Origin of the sequence: Arthrobacter sp. K5 (assembly GCF_040448525.1) — a bacterium.
Taxonomy (GTDB): Bacteria; Actinomycetota; Actinomycetes; order Actinomycetales; family Micrococcaceae; genus Arthrobacter; species Arthrobacter globiformis.
Map to the genome: position 1 here is coordinate 751,796 of NZ_CP159279.1, position 18,075 is coordinate 769,870.

Below are 18,075 nucleotides of genomic sequence, written 5' to 3' on the forward strand. Positions count from 1 at the left end.
GCGACGAAGCTCGCCGTGAACGTTATCAGGGCGACGACGACGATCTTCCAGCATGCAGCGGCCCCGGTCGCCGGGAGAGTCTGACATTATGTCAAGCTAGCCGGTGATGGCGGCTTCCTGGCGGTTTCTCCGCCGATATCCGCCGGCTGTTGGGGTGCAAGGGAGATTGACGGCAGTCCCGAAGCTGGCCGGATCAGGCGGTGTGCCGACACGGATCCTGCGCGACGATGTGATCGTCCGAAGACAAAGGTTCTAAAACGCCACATGGTTCGAATCTCTAATCAGCGACTCAGTGCCGGCAAGCATTTCATGGCCGCAGACAGTGGCTCAAATGATCCAAACTGTACGGAGATGAACCTGATCTGTAAGCCATGCGGGCCGTCCGTACGGGATGTTTCGCACCCACTTCTGCACCTCCCTACGAACTGGCATGCACGGGTATTCGTGGGCCGGGAGTAGGTGTCGCTCTGCAGTGGGTTGGTCCGATTAGCGGAGTGTCTCTGAACTGATCAGTCTCATCTGCTTGTAACAGCGCCGCGCACGGCTGAGATGTACTGGGCGTAGGCGGCTGCTGAGTCGGTAGCGTGGCGTTCGATGGTTGTAGGGGAGTAGCCGAGGGTGTCGGCGATGATGGCCACGGGTGCAAGTTTGGTGAGCTCGTGGAGAGTTCCGAGTCGCGCGGCTCGGGTGCTGAATAGCTTGCTGAGGCGTGTTGTGAGGTGTCCTGGGTGGATGTGCCGGCCGGGTGAGGTTCCGCGGAATACCCAGTTGGTGTTCGGGTGCGAGGCGGTTAGGTTGTGGCCGGGGTTTGCGGCGAGTTCCCGCCAGGGCGCATCTAAGGGCTCAGGCAGTGCGATCTGGATCGTTCCCAGCTGGATGGTGACCAGTTCTTCGGTGACGGTCACGTCATCCCAGGTTAGGCGCGCTATGTTTTCGGCCTGTTGCCCGAAGACAAGAACGAGGATCGCGGCGGCCTGATCTCGTCCTTCAATTTGTCCACCGGCCTGGAACACGCGGTTGAGTGCTTCATCCTGTCCTGACTTGTCGAGTTTGGGGCTCGTTCCACGACGATGCGGGATGATAGCCAGTCCTGCAGGAGCGGCCTTGGCCTTGATGGCCCATTTCAGAAAATGTTCAGCAATCCGCCTGGTGGTAGGTCCTTCTGCCTGCCATAGGTCGAGACGAGCCTGGGTCAGCCCGGCAAGGCTGGTGCCGTGGCCGGTGAGCCAGTTGAGCAGATCGATGGCGACTGTCACTTGCTGCTTGGCACGCAGGAAAGTGCCGCGGGTGACTTCGTCCATCTGGTTCATCCGGCGTAGGTGATGCCAGCGGATGTAGCGGCGGATGATGTCACGGTCCTCAGGGTTGCTGACCCGGTCTAAGGCCTGTGCTGACCAGTTCTCGTAACGCGTGCGGAGTTCATCGCGGCGGGGCAGCACCCCGTGTTCGGTGAGGAGGCCGCGGACGTATTCGCGGGTCCGCGAGTCGGGCAATCCATCGAAGCTTTCATGCGTGATTTCTGGCGTGACGGCGAGGTTTCGAAGGAAAGCGGTGACGTGCTTTTGCTGGATCCAGGTGATGCCGCTGTTGGCGCGTTTCATCGACTTCAATGCTGCAGCAAGCGGAATCAATTCGGGCGCCATGACTCCCCGCGACGGGTCCGTGAGCAGGTCATCAACAACGGTGGCCAACACACAGCTCCAGCAACGGCCGCCGCTGTGGAGTTCGTCTTCTGCTCCGCAGCTCTCGCAGTCGACGTTGAGTCGGATGCCTGAGCATCGACGGCAGGCAGGTTGGTCATCGATAATTCCGGGCAGGACGCCTTCGTGGCCGCAGGCGCAGGTGCCACGAGTGCGTTTGGCTTGCTGGTAGCAGTAGCCGCAGACTCCGCCATCGGGCCATCGAGCGACGGTTTGGTGGTGCTGGCCGCAGCGGCCGCAGGGGACCGGCCAGCGGATGGGGTCCTCTGCTTTGCGTGGCCTACTCACCCGTCTTCGGGAGCAACGAGTCGGACGCGTCGTGCGACCGGGTTGCCTGGTTGGATGCCGAGGTCTTCGCTGCGCTTGGGGGCGTTGGCTGTCGCTGCGGCGCGCATTTCCACGAATGGTTCGAACAAGTCGTTGGGTGTGCAGTCCAGGATGTCGCAGAGCGCGGCGAATGTCCTGGCCGGAATGCGCTCCGGCGTGGAGGTGACCAGCCTGTAAACCTGACTCTCGGAGAGATTGATGCCACGGGATTTCAGGAGCGGCATCAATTCGGTGGTCTTCCACAGGTTCTGTTTTGCCATCAGGGCTCGCAGGTTCCAGCGGTAGCCAATCCGGCGCTGTTCAGGCATCTGGGTCCTCCAAGTTGGCGATGCGGCGTGCAATCATCTGCTGCACGGTTTTCTGCTTGAAGTCCGACGATACCGAGGTGTAGAGCCCGGTGGTCGAGGCGTAGGAGTGGCCAACCTGAGTCTGCACGAAGGCCGCGTCGTAACCGGCTTCGATCAGGTGGGTCACGTAGGAATGCCTGAGGCAATGCAGGCCCAGCTCTTGGGGCAGGCCGGCGGCATCCCGTGCAGCGGCGAACGCATCCCCGAACGAGCCCAGGGACATCCGGGCGCCACGCTCACTCGGCCAAAGCGCCGAGGACCTTTCTGCGGTCGGGAACTGCTGCCGCAATCCACCGGATGTCCATGTCTTGAGCTGGTCCACGACCCAGTCGAACTCCGGCACGGTCAACACGGTGCGCCGTCTGGGTCCTGAGCCCGCGGTGCCCTTGGCAAACCGAACCTGGACTGCCCCGAACCGGCCGTAGTCGCTGACGTGAGGGTTCGGGCCGAAGTCCTCCAGGTCCAGCATGGTCATTTCACGCCGGCGAAGCCCGTAGGCATAACAGACCTTGAACGCCACCGAGTCACGGAACAGGGGCAGCCAGCGCTTACTGCCGGCGGCGTATTCCCGGTCGACGAGGTCATCGATGTAGTCGAATAACCGCTGCAGCTCCGCCTTGGTGAACGAGCGCTTCTTCGCCGGGACGGCATCATCGGTGGTGTGCCGTGGCATGTTCCACTCGAAGCAGATCTGGCTTGGAATATCACCGAAAGTCCGTTCGCAGAACTCGCCCCACCCATAGCCCGGATGGGTCAGGTAGGAGCAGAACATCGCCACAGCGTTGCTGTACGAACGCAAGGTCTTCAGGCTGATCGGCTTCTCGCCAGAACGCAGATCGCCCAGGAAGTCTTCGATGTCGGCCGGGCCCCATTGCCACGGAAATTCACCCGTGAAGCCCTGAAAACGCTCCAGCAACTGGCAACGCTTCTTGATGGTCTCGGTCGTGAGGCCGCGCGCCAACATCTGCGCCCGCCAGCCATCGAGCATGGCAGTAAAAACCCGTTCATCAGCCCGGAACAGCCCAATGTCCGGATCGACCAGCATCCGCGGGACGAAACCCGGAATGGCACCGCTCATTGCAACCCCTAAACCATGGAAACATGCATTAGATGCAGGAAACCTATAGCGGCAAGGGATCCGCGGGCAAATTCAGCCGTGTCGACAGAACGGTTAGGTCCGTCGGAAAGCCTGCCTGACCTGCGGAAACACCCCGCTTCCTCCAAGCACGGGAGTACTCGCAGCTACTTCTACTCCCGTGGTTTTAACGCCGATAATCAGCATTATGTAAAGTAAAGTCGCGGTAGCTCCAGCCGACGGGCGATAAACCCTCCCCCTTTAGGTGACGCGGCGTCTTCGAGCTCAAGCCTCATTACTGCTGCGGAGCGCCTGCGATGCGCAGACAAAGAACAGCGGGCCCCATTCCCACCGCGCATCAGGTCAGCGGGCGTGGACCCAGCCGGTGCCGCCGCCAAAGCGGATGCCGCCGCCGCATGCAGCGCACGACCACTTGCCGCGGAACCATCGGCGCTCAGTTACGCTGCGGCAGGGGCTGATTTCCGGACTGTCGCCGTAGGCGCCGGCCTGCACCATTGCGGCCAGCATGACCCGGACATCCGTCTCGTAATTGTCCATCGCGTGGAAGTCGCGGAGTCCGCAGCCACTCCCGCGCAGGCACGCCCCATCATGCAGGCGGCGAGCGATCGCAAGCACCGCCTGGTCGTTGACGGTGACGGTCAGAACCGGAGCAGCGAAATCCTCGGCCGGGCAGGTCCGCCGCGCCGGAAGATCCGCGAACGGATCGTCGATCAGGTCATTCATCGTTGCTGTCATCAGTGCCCCTTGGTGCTCCAGTAGGTGTTGGTCGGAATCCCCTCGTCCGCGGCATCTTGCGATGCAAGTCACGTTCACTTGTTTCATAAGCAAAGCTACGCCGATTTAAACACCCAGTCCAGCCTTATTTAGTTTTTTAGAGCTCGTCGGGACGTTCATCCTTGCGGCGGCCAGTCCAGCAAATCGACCCAGGAATCCCAGAAATTAACGCGGGAAGCTTCCCCGACTGGCCCAGAAGTGATCGAGCAAAAGATCCGAATCGATAGGTTTTATAGACAACGCTCCCCCGCCGCGCCACGCTCGGGGACAGGCGTCCGGGGGCGGGTTCCCTTACGCGGGGAACTTACAGGCCAGTGCTGGCGCGATGCTCGCGCACGCGGTCAAGCCACTCGGTGATCAGGGCCTTGATGAGGCCGGGCTGCTCGTGCGGCAGCGCATGACCGGCGCGGTCGAGCACAGCGAAGGTTGCCCGTGGATAGTGCTCGAGCAGGTCCCACTGGCCGGCGTACCCCACTGTCGAATCCTGGCGTCCGGTGACGATCAGGACGGGCTGGAGTACGGTGGGCCAGCTTCGGGGCTGCTGCTGAACAGCCAGTGTTGGCCGATCCGCTCGAGTCCTTTTTCGTCGACCAGGCCGAGGGCAGGGACGATGTACTGCGTGTATCGCTCCAGCATGGACTGGGTCTGCACGACGAAGTAGTCACGGAACACGCTCTCCTCAGCCGGACCGAGCGTCTCGCGCGGATCCACCGAGGAGTGCAAGACCTGGTGCGCCGGAAGATTCCGAACGTTCTCCCCCAGCGGACAAATCAGCGCCAGCCCTGTCACCTGCTCCGGGCGCCTGCCGGCGACGGCCCGGGCATAGTACGCACCGGCGGAATGGCCAATGAGCCGAAACTTCCCGTCACCGATCACACCATCTACAAACGCGAGCAGCAGGTCGAGAACGTCGTCGGCACTGTCCAGGGTGCCCGCCGGCGTGCGCCCCATGCCGGGAAGGTCAGGGTAAAGACGCCAGCAATCAACCACTCCGCTAAATATCGGCTCCATGGCACCGACCATTTCGCGGTGATCCACACCCGCACCGTGTAGTACCAGGAGCGGCGCCCCGTCGCCGTGCTCCACGTAATGTACTGGTATGCCGCGGGCTTTGTACTCCACAGCGTCAGCCTAATTTAGGCCCTTGGTTAGTGACAGGATGAGGTTCATGTCCATTGATGTGCAAGCGGTGCGCCGAGAGACCCGCGGTGTCCGGAACGTGACCCATCTGAACAATGCGGGAAGCTCGCTCATGTCCCGCCCGGTGGCGGAGACCGTGGTGGGCCACGTGCGCCGGGAGGAGGAAATTGGCGGCTATGAAGCTGCCGAGGAGGCTGCTGACCGGCTGGACGACGTGTACTCCTCGGTGGCGCGGCTCATCGGGGCACAGGCAAACGAGATCGCCCTGGCCGAGAGCGGCAGCCGGGCGTGGGGCGCGGCGGTGTACAGCTTGCCCGTTGAGCCCGGGGCACGGCTGCTGATTGGCCGTACGGAGTATTCCGGCAACGTCATCGCCCTGCGGCAGCTTGCGCGTCGACATGGCCTGCAGATTGTGGTTGTCCGCGACGACCCCCATGGGCAGGTCGACGTCGAGCACCTCCAGAGGGAGCTCGAGCGCGGAAACGTTGCAATGGTCGCCCTGACACACGTGCCCATGGCAAACGGACTGGTCAATCCGGCCACGCAGGTGGGACGGCTCTGCCGGGCCGCCGGTGTGTTGTTTGTCCTCGACGCATGCCAGTCAGTGGGCCAGATGCCCCTGGACGTGGAGTCGCTGGGCTGCGACGTGCTGGCGGGGACCGGGCGGAAGTTCCTGCGCGGTCCCCGCGGCACCGCGTTCCTGTATGTGCGTGCCTCGGTTCTGGAGCAGCTGGAGCCGGTCATGCTGGACGGGCATTCAGCCGTTCCGTCAGGCGCCAACGGACTCGAAATCCGCGGCGATGCGCGCCGTTTTGAAAGCTGGGAGACCAATGTCGCCGGAAGGCTGGGTCTGGGCCGCGCCGTCGATTATGCCCTGGCCCTTGGCCTGGACGCCGTGCAGGAGCGAGTGGCCAGGCTCGCGGAGCTCCTGCGAAACGCCTTGTCTGCGCTTCCGGCGGTAACCGTCCACGACGGCGGGATGACCCGGAGCGGCATCGTGACGTTTTCGGTGCGGGGAACCGACGCGGGGACCGTCAGGGCCAAGCTGGCGGATCACCGGATCAACGTCTCCGTGGCTCCCCTGCCCTCTAGTGAGGTCAACGCTGTCCTCGCCGGCAAACCATGTGCAGCGCCCACGGTGGTGCGGGCCTCGGTGCACTATTACAACACCGAGGCCGAGATTCAGCGGCTCGTGCATCTACTCAGGTGAGCGTTGCGCTCCCCCGGTTTGCCGCAGCTGCCCGGCTAAAGCGCCTCCGCGAGCGTCATCGCATAGCGGTTCTGACTGTCGGTCCATTGCCCTGCAATGGAGAATCCGGCTGATTCCAGCTCGCCCGCTATGCCCTCGATCCGGAATTTCGCGGAAATCTCCGTGCGCAGTTCCTCACCTTCGTGGAACCGGACGTCCATCCCCACTCCGGGCAGGCGCACGAGCATCGGTTTCCTGGCACGCAGCCGCATTTCGATCCACTCTTCGTCGGGCATCCACAGCGCGACGTGGTCAAAGGCCATGACCTCGAAATCGGCGCCCAACTGGGAGTTGAGGACACGGAGCACGTTCCGGTTGAAATCCGCGGTGACCCCCTCGGCGTCGGCATAGGCCGGGACAAGGATGTGGGGTGACTTCACCAAGTCCGTGCCAAGCAGCAGCGAACCGCCGTCGCCGTCGAGCAGCTCGCGGATACCCGTGAGAAAGCGGGCCCTGGCCTGCGGCTCAAAATTGCCGATGGTGCCGCCCAGGAAAGCCACCATGCGGCGCCCCGTTCGAGGGAGAAGGTGCAGCTGGGTTTCGAAGTCCGCTGCCACTGCCTCCAGCCGAAGATCGGGGAACGCCGGAGCCAGTTCATTGCGTGCATCCAGCAGCGCGCTATCGCTGACGTCCACGGCGACGTAACGGCGGAGCGATCCCGCCTCCCTCAAGGCATCCAGCAGCAGCGGGGTCTTCCTGGACGATCCGGATCCGAGTTCAATCAATGTTTCTGCCGGGCTCGCGGCCGCCATCTCTGGGGCGAAGAGTTCCAGCACTTCACGTTCGGCGCGCGTCGGGTAGTACTCGGGCAGGTTCGTGATGCGTTCGAACAGGGCGCTGCCGAGTTTGTCATAGAACCATTTGGGCGGCAGCGTTTTGGGTGACGAGCTGAGACCCGCGCGCACGTCTGCGCGCAGGCTGCGCTCCAGATGGTCCGGCGGAAGGTGATGGATGATGTCGGTGCGGTCGGCGGAGAGGCTCATGGGGCTGCGTGCTCCTTCGTGAGTGCCGGAATGGGACGTACTTCGACGCTGCCTGCGGTGGCGGTCAGGAGGGAACGGTCAGGCACCTGGTGCCAGTCCGGGCCATCGTCGCATGGTTCGCTGGCGACGACGACGCCCCCGGTGCCGTTGCGCCAAAAGAGGCTGTCGCCGGCGGCTGTGGCCGCGATGGCCATGCCGTCTGTGAGCAGAAAGTTGAATCTGCCTCCAGCGACGGCTGAGACAGCGTTCACCACGTGCATCAGCGCCTCCCCGGCGGCGTCGCCGGCGTCCAGCCGCTCCAGAACGAGGGCCCAGAGCAGCGCAGAATCGACCTGCGCCTCAAGGGCCAGCAGTCGCGCCGGCGGGAGTGAAGCGGCCAGTTCTTCCACCGCATGCGGCCAGCCTTCCACGCGGCCGTTGTGGCTGAAGAGCCAGGGGCCATGGGCATACGGCGCGGCGGCTGACTCCTCAGGCGTCATCCCCGGTGTTGCTGATCTGACGGCTGCCAGCACGGCCCCGCTGGACGTAACCCGGGCAACGTCGGCGAAGGATCTGTCCGCCCAGATCGGGATGGCACGGCGGTAGCGGGCGGGCACAGGATCGTCCGGGGCGTACCAGCCGACACCGAATCCGTCGGCATTGATTGTCCCGTACCGCTGGCGGCGGGGCGCCCACGACTGCTCCAAAAGCCCATGGTCGGGGGCGAACAGCAGCTCGGCCAGCGGCATCGGCTTCCCGATATAGGCGAAATGACGGCACATGGGCTAGCGGCCCTCCACCGGAGTCACGTCGCGCGCTGTGCGGAATCCGGCAAAAATCTGCCGGCGGATCGGATAGTCCCAGTTCCGGAAAGTGCCCCTGCAGGCGGCGGGATCTGCCGCCCAGGACCCTCCCCGGAGCACCTTGTAGTCGGACCCGAAGAACACCTCGCTATATTCCGGATACGGGAATGCGGTGAATCCGGGATACGGGCGGAAGTCGCTGGAGACCCATTCCCAGACGTCGCCGATGAGCTGCCGCACTCCCAGTGGCGAGGCCCCCGCGGGAAAGGAGCCTGCCGGAGCCGGGCGGAGGGCTGACCCGCCAAGATTGGCGTAGTGAGGTGCAGGATCCTCATCCCCCCACGGGTAGCGCCGGGAACGCCCGGACCGGGGATCAAAGCGCGCCGCCTTTTCCCATTCGGCTTCGGTCGGGAGCCGGCGCCCTGCCCACCGGGCGTAGGCGGCCGCTTCGAACCAGCACACGTGCTGCACCGGTTCATCGTCCGGAACAGGCTCGACGACGCCGAACCGGGTCCTGCTCCAGCCGTCGCCGTCGCGTTCCCAGTACTTGGGAGCCGCCAGCCCGGCGTCCCTGCAGTGATCCCAGCCTTCCGGGGTCCACCAGCGGGGATTCCGGTAGCCGCCGTCGTCTATGAAATGCCGGTAGGCGCCATTGGTCACCGGAAGGGTGTCGATCCAGTAGGCGGGCACGTCCACTGTATGGGACGGGCGTTCGTTATCCAGTGCCCACGGTTCCACTGACGTCCCCATGGTGAATGGCCCTGAAGGGATGAGAACCTCCTGTGGAAGGGCATGCAGATCCTGGGGTCCGACGCCGGGCGCGAAAGGTTGACCGTGGAGGACCGGCGTCCCTTTACGGAGCTGGTGCGTGGCAAGCATTGTTTCGTCGTGCTGCTGCTCGTGCTGGATGATCATTCCGAAGGCGAAACCCCGGTTCACCAGCGGTGAGCCTTCCAAGGGGGTCCGCTGCAGAATGTCGAGCGCCTTGTCGCGGACCTCGGCGATATATTTGCGTGACTCCTGCGGCGATAGCAGCGGCAGCGTCGTGCGGCTGCTCCGCGGATGCTGGAACGCGTCGTACATCTGGTCGAGATCGCACCGCAGCGGTTCCATCTTGCCGACGTCACGTACCAGCCAGAGTTCCTCCTGGCTGCCTACATGTGCGAGGTCCCAGACCAGTGGTGACATGAGCGGTGAGTGCTGCTTTAGGAGATCTTCCTCGTCGCAGTCGGTCAGCGCATGGGTTCGGTTCCGGGCCCGTTCCAGCCCGTCGGCGATGAAGGTCCTGAGAGTTTCGGGATCGGCAGGTGCTCCGGAAAGCTCACTCCGCATTGTCGGCCTCCTCGTCAGGCTCTGGTCGGGCAAACCAGCTGCCGGTTCTTCGCCACACGTCCAGGCGCTCGTCCGCCGGGCACCGGCTCCGCCCCGTATTGCGTTCCACGAACCGTTCGGCCCGTCTGCGGGTTGACGCGTCCGCTCCTAACCGGGGAAGCGCCATCAGGGCGGCCTCGGCGCAGCGGATGGCCGCGGCGGCGAGCACGGGATCCGTCAGCGCGTCGCGGGCGGCAGTCCGCATGGGATCGGTCAGCGCAGCAAGGGGCTCGCAGGCGTCTGCGGCGAGATCGGCAGCGAGTTCGTCGTCCATGAGCGCTGTGACGATCGCCGTGACCGGTTCCCAGTCGTGCCCTGCCTGTGCGTCGATCACTCTGAGCTCCATGAATCCGCGTGGCCGCACCGGCGGGAAAAGGGTTGTCAGGTGGTAATTCAGGTCGGCCAGCGTTGCCGGCCTGGGTCCCCTCCCCTGCAGCCAGTCGCGCATCGTCAGCTCCCGTGGCGGATCCCAGCAGGCCTCCTCGGACGGGATGCACAGGACGAGAGCGTCGAGGGCGTAGCGCGCCCACGCCTGGCGTGGATCCTCCGAACGAGGGACGGCGCCGGTCCTCGTCGGGTCAATGTCCAGCCAGGTGCGTTGCCGGTTGCTGTGCCATCCGCTGGGGATGCCGTGAAGGAAAGGCGAATTCGCGAACATCGCGACGAAAACCGGAAGGAGATTATGCAGGCGGTGCCAGCGTTGCACTGCACCGGTGGATCCCGGAGTGTCGAATCCGGCTTCCAGTGAAACCTGAAGGGAAGCGGTGGAGCACATCATGGTTCGTCCGGCCGGGCCGAAACGGTCGAAGTGCCGTTCCATGGACGCGTACCGCGGGTGCGCCAATGACCGCACAGCTGGACGGCCGGGGTCCAGGGCCATAGGTCCGAAGCAAAGACCAGCCCTTGAGAGCCGGGCCGCAACGGCTGCCAGGTCTGCCCGGGTCGCCGCGACGAGGGCTGGAAGACCGGGGGCGCAGGCGGAGCTCACCTCCAGTTGGCCCCCTGGTTCAAAGGTGATGACCCCGCCGCCGGGCAGCGGCCCGGGAGATGCCGCCATGGCCGCGCTCAGCCGTGCCACCGGAACCGGGATCTGTGGATCCACAACGTCGTGTACCACTCGCTCGACCTCCACGCCGGCGGCGCCCGGCGGTCCGGTCTTGAAACACACGGAGGCCACATACACCTCGGCCTCGGACTCGGAAAGCGGGCGGATGTCGCGCCCGGCCTGCAAAGCGGAGTTCACGCGGCGCTCCTTCGACGGCGGTAGTCTTCTGGCGGCAAGCTAAACAGCCCCCTTTTGGCCTTGTCAACGGTCCGGCCACCGGAAACCGCCATCATCGGCGCGGCTAGAACACGTCTTCTGGGCCGAAGGTGGACGCCGCGTACTCCGGCCGCCCGCTGGGCCGATATGTTTGGATGGTGATCCCCCGGGACGTGGACCGCGAGCTGACCAGTTCGAGCGCGATGTCGGGACCGCTATCGGGGAACAGCCGTGTTCCCTGGCCGACGACGACGGGGTAGGTGACCAGGTCGAGCTGGTCGACCAGGTCGTTGGCCAGCAGCCATCTGACGAGGGCGCCGCTGCCCGGCACCAGCAGCTCGCCGTCGTGACTCGTCTTCAGTTCAGCGATGGCTGTGGCAACGTCGCCCTGCAGGACAGTCGTGCCCGCCCACCGAGGGTCGGCCAGAGTGGTGGACACCACGTACTTGGCGCGGCTGTTCAGCGCGGCGGCAATCGGGTTGGTGTCCGGGTCGGGCATCACTCCCCAGTACCCTGCAAAGATCTCGTACGTCCGGCGGCCGAGGAGGAACGCATCCGCCCCGCCGTAGACCTGGTTGAGATAGTCCCCTGCTTCGGCGTCGAGAAGCGGAATGGCCCATCCGCCACGGTCGAAGCCACCGCTGCGGTCCTCGTCGGGTCCGCCCAACCCCTGCATGACCCCGTCAACCGAGACGTTGGTCGTGGTGGTCAACCTCATGTCGTGTCACCTCGTCGAACAACGGCCGCGGACCCCTGACGGATCTGCGCTGCTTGCTACAGACAAGCACACTTGCGGTAGCCACGCGAGGGCGAAATGGGCACCGGGCCCCGCAGGCCGGTGGCTAGGATGTGCATGTGAAGCAGCAAACCCATAGATGGCAGGCCTCCTCCAGTACGTCCGAGCCGTCCCCCGGTGTCTTTTTCGTCGAGGGACCGGCATCAAACTGGATCGTGGTCCGCGACGAGACCGGATTCATGATCATCGACAGCGGCTACCCGTCCGACCGTCCGCTGGTCCTTGATTCCATCCGCCGTCTGGGCCTGCGGCCGACGGATGCCCGGGCCATGCTCATCACGCACGGCCACGTGGACCACACCGGCTCGGCGGCCTACTTCTCCGAAACCTATGGCACACCCGTCCTGTGCGCGCCGGAGGAGCTGGCCCACGTCCAGGGGAGGGAACAACACCAGGTCACGTTCGGCCAGGTCATCGTCCGCGCCTGGCGGCCCCGCGTGTTCCGCTGGATGGTCCATGTCATCAGGTCGGGAGCCCTCAAGGCAAAGCCCGCAACGGAGGCCCAGGCCTGGACCGCCGACACGTTGAGAGACCTTCCCGGCAAGCCGGAGGCTGTCCTGCTGCCTGGGCACACACCGGGCAATGTCGCGATCCTGCTTCCTGAAGCCGGGGCGATAGCCGTGGGTGATTCGTTCGCCAGCGGCCATCCGCTGAGCCGGACAGCCGGCCCGCAGATGCTGCATCCCATGTTCCACACCGACCCGGCACAGGCGCTCGCAGCCACCCATCGCTTAGACGAAATGGACGCCTCGGTGGTGCTGCCGGGCCATGGTGCTGCTCTCTGCAGGCCTCTGGCTGAAGCACTGGAAACGTTGCGCAGCCGGCCGTCGGCGCCGAACCCCGAAGGCGCCTGAGCAACTCCGGGCGTTGCCGCTATGAATAACGCCCCGGACCGCATAAAATGAATGATGTTCATTTATCTGGTCCGGACCCAAGGGTCAGGCCAACGCCGTTCGAAGCGAAGGAGCCACCGACAGTGACGCCGGGGACAGCTGCAGGAAGCACACATGACGCCCGCGACCTCATCGGGACAGAGGTCAGGGTGGAAAGAGCAGGAATGGTCATCCGAGTGGGCCACGTGGAAACCGTCACGCCCTCGGGAGAGCTGTTCTGGATCAGGGCCAACGGGTGTGAGCCCGTGAACTGTTCGGTTCGGCGCTGGGACACACGATTGTCCCTGCATCGGATCCCGGCCAGCTGGCCGGCTAAACCCCCGCCGCCTGTCACCGACGGGTTTCGCCCTGGGAACCGGAACCAGCAGGAGCGGAACGGCGGTCCACCTCGGCCGTCAGCCGGTCGATCCGCTCGACTGCGGCGTCGAGGTCCCCTACTGTCGACCACAGGGCCGGCTGCTCGTCCCGAATCTGTTCAAGGGTGCGACCTGCGGAGGTGAGCGCGGCGAGGTCGAAACTCACGTTGGTCCGGGCACCGGTCACTGCTGCCCGCAGGGCCCCGAAGGCGACGACGACGTCGGCAACCAGGGCCTGATTACCATTGGACGCCAGCCACTCCAGGTCCGCAATGGCATCGATGGCGTGCTCGCCGAGCACGGCAGAGGCCTTGGCGGCGTCTACGGACGCCCCGTGTATCGCGTTCTCCCGTTCCGGCCCCGGCTCCAGCCGGAAGGCGGCGCCGAAAGCCTGGGACGCCGAGGCGTCCTCGTCGGCCAGCCGAAGGGCGGCTTCCCGCAGCGAACGCACCCGGGCATGAACATCAGCCAGTTCCTGCCGCTGGTGCCCGTCAGCTTCCGTGTATCCGGCGACCATGGTGCCAGGGACGCGGCGATGGCGAGCATCACGCCCGCCCCGGCGCCGCCGCCCGGGGAACCGACGGACTCCGCCAAAGCCCGCGTCCAGTCCTCAACTGTCGACCGCCGGGTCGTAACCGCCTTCGAATCATCACTCATGGCACCAGTCTGCCCGAAGCCCCCGCTGCACTGTCAGGACGACGGGCCAGCCGGGAACGAAAACGTGCGGCGCATTGGACCGGAAACCGAAAACATACAAACCTATTTGGGTTCTGTCACATATTTCGGCTGATCCCGGCTCGATAGCATGAGGTGACCGGACAGAGCCGTCCGGGTGGATCGACGCAGAAGGAAGCCCATGCCCGCGGTTACGGTGGACGATATCCTTTCGGATTTCCCGCTGGGTTTCGCCAGCCTCATCCTGCGACCAGCCCCTGACCGATCGGGCATCGAACGGTTCTTGATCGTCGACGCTGATGATGAAACGTCCGACGCCGGCACAGCCTTTGTCCTGCTGATCGGCGTCCGCGGCCGCTCGGCTTTGCCCGCGTTGCGACGGCTGCTGAAGAATCCGCCGCAGGTTGTCGCGGTCAAGGGGACCCGTGAGGAGCTGACCGACGCCGAAGAACTGCTGGCCGCAGCGGGCAGCGGGCTGCTGCTGGTGGACCCGGCTGCCGATTGGGACCGGCTGCTGTCGATCGCGAAGGACCGGATCCAGCCGCGCAGTTACCAGAGCGAAGTGCTGACACTGCTGGAAGAGGACCTGTTCGCCATCGCCCAGACCACTGCACGGCTGACCTCCAGCCACGTGGTTATCGAGGATGCCGCCAACAAGGTCCTGGCCTACTCCACCGTCTCGAACGACATCGACGAACTGCGCAAGGCATCCATCCTGACCCGGCGCGGCCCCCGGAAATACGAACTGCTGCTCAAGGACCTCGGCGCTTACCGCGAGCTGCACAGAACCCGGCTGCCTGTGCGTGTGCCGGCCCGGCCACAGGACGGATTGCGGGAACGCGTGGCCATCACGCTCTTCGCCGGTGACCGGATCATGGGCTACATCTGGCTTCAGGAGACCGGGGACGGATTCGGCGCGGATGTTGACTACGTGCTGACGGGATCCGCGGCCCGGGCCTCCGCCGAGCTGATCCGGCACCGTAACCAGCAGTCGGTGCACATGCGCGAAGACCGTATTGCGCGGATCCTGTCCGGCCCCGCGGAGGCTGCCGCCAGTGCCCACAGCGGGAAAATTCCGGCGGAACGGCCAGCCGCGCTCATTCTGATCGGTATGTCCGGCGCGGACACGCAGGCTGATGATGCCGCACTCAAGCACGGCGAACTCGCCAGTCTGGCGTCCATCCACGCCGCCGCTTACAAGGCATGCGCCGTCGTCGGGCAATTCAGGGGCGATACTGCGGTGATCGTCCCGGGGCTCCAGTCCACTGCGGCGGAACCCGGGCTGCGGAGCCTGGCCGACTCCATCATCCGGGACGCCGGCAAGCACCTGGGCATCAGCGCCTTTGCCGCCGTCGGCCCGGTGGCACCGGACCTGTTGACTCTCCACACGGTGACCCCGATCACCGAGGCGCTGCTGGACTGCGTCAGCACCTCCCCTGACACCACCGTGGCCACGGTGGCTGACTTCGAGGGAGAAATCCTCTTCCGTGACGCCGTCCGGAATTTTCTGTCCTCGACGTTCCGTCACCGCAGCCTCTCCGCCCTTTTGCGGGACGACGGCGACCTCGCGGAAACCTTGCTTGTGTACTTCGACGCCTCGCTCGACGTGGCCGAATGCGCGAAACGCATGGCACTGCACAAGAACACCGTCTACTACCGGATCAGCAAGGCCGCCCGGGTCACGGGCCTGGACTTTGGCAATCCGCGTGATGCACTGGTGGCCCTGCTGCATATTCAGGAATGGGCCGCCATCCATAAAGACCTTCGAGGCAGGACATGACCACGGCACTCGATGCTCCGCCCTTGGGCCCGATGCTCGATGACATCGTCCGCAGCCACAGGCCGCCAAGGGAAGCCGGTTCTGTTCCGGCCAACATCCCTTCCTTGGCGGCGGTTCCGTTCAGCAGATTCGGAATAGCTGTGGCCACCGCGGCCGGGGAGATCTTCACCTCAGGGGACGCTGATGTCCCCTTCTCCATCCAGAGCATCTCCAAGGTGTTCACCCTGGCTATGGCCCTGCGCCGCGACAGTTCCGGAGCGCTGTGGTCGAGGGTGCTCCGCGAACCGTCCGGCTCCGCTTTCAACTCCCTGGTCCAGCTCGAAGTGGAACACGGCATCCCGCGGAACCCGTTCATCAACGCCGGCGCCCTGGTGGTCACCGACCGTCTGATGGAAGAGACGCCCGACGCCGCCACCGCGGTCCTGCGCTTCCTCACCGGACAAACGGGAGAACCGGGGCCGTTCATCGACGAGGCAGCCGCGGTCAGTGAGCTTTCCAACAGCAGCCGCAACCTGGCCCTTGCCCACTTCCTCAAAGACTTCGGCAACCTCAGGCAGTCCGCCGAGGCTGTCGTGGAAAACTACGTCCGCCAGTGCTCCATCATGATGACCTGCGCGGAACTGGCCAAGGCAGGGCTCTTCCTCGCCCGGGAAGGCCGCGGAACGTCGGGGACCGTGGTGTCCCGGAGCGAGGCGAAACGCATTGGGTCCATCATGCTGACCTGCGGCATGTACGACGCGGCAGGCGAATTCGCCTACCGGGTAGGACTGCCAGGAAAAAGCGGCGTGGGTGGCGGCATCCTGGTCATTGTCCCGGGCCACTGCGCCATTTCCGTCTGGAGCCCCCGCCTGGACGCAAAAGGCAATTCCCTGGCGGGCAGCGCCGCGCTCGCCGACCTTTCGGACCGCACGGGCTGGTCTGTTTTCTAAGCGTTCCCCGCACTTTCCTGTTCCACCCTCAGTTAGACCTTCAACCGGTCGAAAGGATCACCCATGTCCAACAACCCCAATGACGAGGTTGCTCAGTACGATGCTGACGGCGGCCATTCGCACGCCACGGAAAACCTTCTCCATGCCGAGGACAAGGGCTACCACAAGAGCCTGAAGCCGCGGCAGATCCAGATGATCGCCATCGGCGGCGCGATCGGCACCGGCCTGTTCCTCGGCGCCGGCGGCCGGCTCAACGCCGCCGGCCCGTCCCTGGTCATCGCTTACGCCGTCTGCGGCTTCTTCGCCTTCCTCATCCTGCGCGCCCTCGGCGAACTGGTCCTGCACCGGCCCTCCTCAGGCTCATTCGTCTCCTACGCCCGCGAATTCTTCGGCGAAAAAGCAGCCTTCGTCTCCGGCTGGTTCTACTGGATCAACTGGGCCACCACCACCATCGTGGACATCACCGCCGCCGCCCTCTACATGAACTTCTTCGGCAACTACATCCCCTGGATGGCCGACGTCCCCCAATGGGTCTGGGCCCTGACCGCCCTCATCGTCGTCCTCGGCCTGAACCTCGTCTCAGTCAAGGTCTTCGGCGAAATGGAATTCTGGTTCGCCATCATCAAAGTCGCCGCCCTCGTCGCATTCCTGCTCATCGGCACCTACTTCGTCATCTTCGGCACCCCCGTCCCCGGCCAGGAAACCGGCTTCAGCCTGATCACCGACAACGGCGGCATCTTCCCCAACGGCCTGCTGCCCATGATCATCCTCATGCAAGGCGTCCTGTTCGCCTACGCCTCCATCGAACTCGTCGGCACCGCCGCCGGCGAAACCGAAAACCCCGAAAAGATCATGCCCAAAGCCATCAACTCCGTGGTCTTCCGCATCGCCGTGTTCTACGTCGGCTCCGTCATCCTCCTCGCCCTGCTCCTGCCCTACACCTCCTACCAAAAAGGCGTCAGCCCCTTCGTGACGTTCTTCGGCTCCATCGGCATCCAGGGCGTGGACGTCATCATGAACCTCGTCGTCCTCACCGCCGCCCTGTCCTCCCTCAACGCCGGCCTCTACTCCACCGGCCGGATCCTGCGCTCCATGTCCGTCGCCGGCTCCGCCCCCAAATTCGCCCAACGCATGAACAAAGCCGGCGTCCCCTACGGCGGCATCGCCATCACCGCCGGCGTCTCCCTCCTCGGCGTCCCCCTGAACTACCTCGTCCCCGCCCAGGCCTTCGAAATCGTCCTGAACATCGCCTCCGTCGGCATCATCGTCACCTGGGCCACCATCGTCCTGTGCCAGATCCAACTCAAACGCTGGGCCGACAAAGGCTGGCTCAAACGACCCTCATTCCGGATGTTCGGCGCACCCTACACCGGCTACCTCTCCCTGCTCTTCCTCCTCGGCGTCCTCGTCATGGTCTTCATCGACTCACCCCTGACCCTCCTGGTCACCCTCATCGCCACCGCCCTCATGACCGCCGGCTGGTACGCCTGCCGCAAACGCATCCACGAAATCGCCGAAGCCCGCGAAGGCTTCACCGGCATGTCCCCCGTCATCGCCAACCCGACCCCCATCAAATAAAGATCCGCAGCTTTACACCCGCCCGCCCGCCGAATAGC

The 18,075-nt window shown here is 64.7% G+C and carries 16 protein-coding genes and 1 pseudogene; 5 read left to right on the forward strand and 12 right to left on the reverse strand.

Annotation, left to right across the window (positions count from 1 at the left end; translation table 11 throughout):
* Positions 1–515 precede the first annotated feature (515 nt).
* From ABRP34_RS03250 to ABRP34_RS03275, 6 genes are all read right to left on the reverse strand, one after another.
* Positions 516–1,694 carry a Fis family transcriptional regulator gene (locus ABRP34_RS03250; RefSeq protein WP_353712243.1) on the reverse strand — a complete coding sequence of 393 codons (1,179 nt, stop codon included), beginning with the start codon at positions 1,692–1,694 and terminating at the stop codon, positions 516–518.
* 290 nt (positions 1,695–1,984) lie between these two features.
* The gene (locus ABRP34_RS03255; RefSeq protein WP_353710747.1) at positions 1,985–2,335 is read right to left on the reverse strand and encodes a helix-turn-helix transcriptional regulator; all 351 of its coding nucleotides are present in this window, start codon (positions 2,333–2,335) and stop codon (positions 1,985–1,987) included.
* On the reverse strand, positions 2,328–3,452 hold the full coding sequence (locus ABRP34_RS03260) for a tyrosine-type recombinase/integrase (protein ID WP_353712244.1): 1,125 nt from the start codon (positions 3,450–3,452) through the stop codon (positions 2,328–2,330). Before ABRP34_RS03260 ends, ABRP34_RS03255 begins: the two co-directional genes overlap by 8 nt.
* 360 nt (positions 3,453–3,812) lie before the next feature.
* Entirely contained in the window at positions 3,813–4,205 is a 393-nt protein-coding gene (locus ABRP34_RS03265) for a hypothetical protein (protein ID WP_353712245.1), read from the reverse strand.
* A gap of 343 nt (positions 4,206–4,548) precedes the next feature.
* Entirely contained in the window at positions 4,549–4,719 is a 171-nt protein-coding gene (locus ABRP34_RS03270; RefSeq protein WP_353712246.1) for a hypothetical protein, read from the reverse strand.
* Between the two features lie 26 nt (positions 4,720–4,745).
* A complete protein-coding gene (locus ABRP34_RS03275) occupies positions 4,746–5,366 on the reverse strand; it encodes an alpha/beta hydrolase (RefSeq protein WP_353712247.1) in 621 nt (206 codons plus the stop codon).
* A 46-nt stretch (positions 5,367–5,412) separates the two neighbouring features.
* On the opposite strand from ABRP34_RS03275, the gene ABRP34_RS03280 reads away from it, so the two are divergent.
* Positions 5,413–6,594 (forward strand): aminotransferase class V-fold PLP-dependent enzyme, encoded by a 1,182-nt coding sequence (locus tag ABRP34_RS03280; RefSeq protein ID WP_353712248.1) that lies wholly within the window; start codon positions 5,413–5,415, stop codon positions 6,592–6,594.
* 35 nt (positions 6,595–6,629) lie between these two features.
* Here ABRP34_RS03280 and egtD read toward each other — a convergent pair whose 3' ends face one another.
* The 5 genes from egtD to ABRP34_RS03305 form a co-directional block, all read right to left on the reverse strand.
* Positions 6,630–7,616, reverse strand: coding sequence for an L-histidine N(alpha)-methyltransferase (gene egtD / locus ABRP34_RS03285; RefSeq protein ID WP_353712249.1), 987 nt, complete (start codon positions 7,614–7,616; stop codon positions 6,630–6,632).
* On the reverse strand, positions 7,613–8,377 hold the full coding sequence (gene egtC / locus ABRP34_RS03290; protein WP_003802194.1) for an ergothioneine biosynthesis protein EgtC: 765 nt from the start codon (positions 8,375–8,377) through the stop codon (positions 7,613–7,615). The genes egtD and egtC overlap by 4 nt, the downstream gene beginning before the upstream one ends.
* A gap of 3 nt (positions 8,378–8,380) precedes the next feature.
* Positions 8,381–9,730: an ergothioneine biosynthesis protein EgtB gene (gene egtB, locus ABRP34_RS03295; RefSeq protein WP_353712250.1), complete on the reverse strand. Its 1,350-nt coding sequence runs from the start codon at positions 9,728–9,730 to the stop codon at positions 8,381–8,383.
* Positions 9,720–11,012: an ergothioneine biosynthesis glutamate--cysteine ligase EgtA gene (gene egtA, locus ABRP34_RS03300; protein WP_353712251.1), complete on the reverse strand. Its 1,293-nt coding sequence runs from the start codon at positions 11,010–11,012 to the stop codon at positions 9,720–9,722. The genes egtB and egtA overlap by 11 nt, the downstream gene beginning before the upstream one ends.
* Positions 11,013–11,115: 103 nt before the next feature.
* Entirely contained in the window at positions 11,116–11,748 is a 633-nt protein-coding gene (locus tag ABRP34_RS03305) for a dihydrofolate reductase family protein (RefSeq protein WP_353712252.1), read from the reverse strand.
* Positions 11,749–11,885: 137 nt separating this feature from the next.
* On the opposite strand from ABRP34_RS03305, the gene ABRP34_RS03310 reads away from it, so the two are divergent.
* Positions 11,886–12,680, forward strand: coding sequence for an MBL fold metallo-hydrolase (locus ABRP34_RS03310; protein WP_353712253.1), 795 nt, complete (start codon positions 11,886–11,888; stop codon positions 12,678–12,680).
* A gap of 369 nt (positions 12,681–13,049) precedes the next feature.
* Here the strand turns inward: ABRP34_RS03310 and ABRP34_RS03315 are convergent.
* Positions 13,050–13,732 (reverse strand): annotated as a pseudogene (locus ABRP34_RS03315) (cyclodeaminase/cyclohydrolase family protein).
* A 199-nt stretch (positions 13,733–13,931) separates the two neighbouring features.
* Between ABRP34_RS03315 and ABRP34_RS03320 the strand changes: the two are divergent.
* The 3 genes from ABRP34_RS03320 to ABRP34_RS03330 all read left to right on the forward strand — a co-directional run bounded on the left by ABRP34_RS03320 (position 13,932) and on the right by ABRP34_RS03330 (position 18,037).
* Positions 13,932–15,530, forward strand: a complete 1,599-nt coding sequence (locus tag ABRP34_RS03320; RefSeq protein WP_353712254.1) for a helix-turn-helix domain-containing protein — start codon at positions 13,932–13,934, stop codon at positions 15,528–15,530.
* Positions 15,527–16,459 carry a glutaminase gene (locus ABRP34_RS03325; protein ID WP_353712255.1) on the forward strand — a complete coding sequence of 311 codons (933 nt, stop codon included), beginning with the start codon at positions 15,527–15,529 and terminating at the stop codon, positions 16,457–16,459. Before ABRP34_RS03320 ends, ABRP34_RS03325 begins: the two co-directional genes overlap by 4 nt.
* 63 nt (positions 16,460–16,522) lie before the next feature.
* Positions 16,523–18,037, forward strand: coding sequence for an amino acid permease (locus tag ABRP34_RS03330; protein WP_353712256.1), 1,515 nt, complete (start codon positions 16,523–16,525; stop codon positions 18,035–18,037).
* Positions 18,038–18,075: the final 38 nt, after the last annotated feature.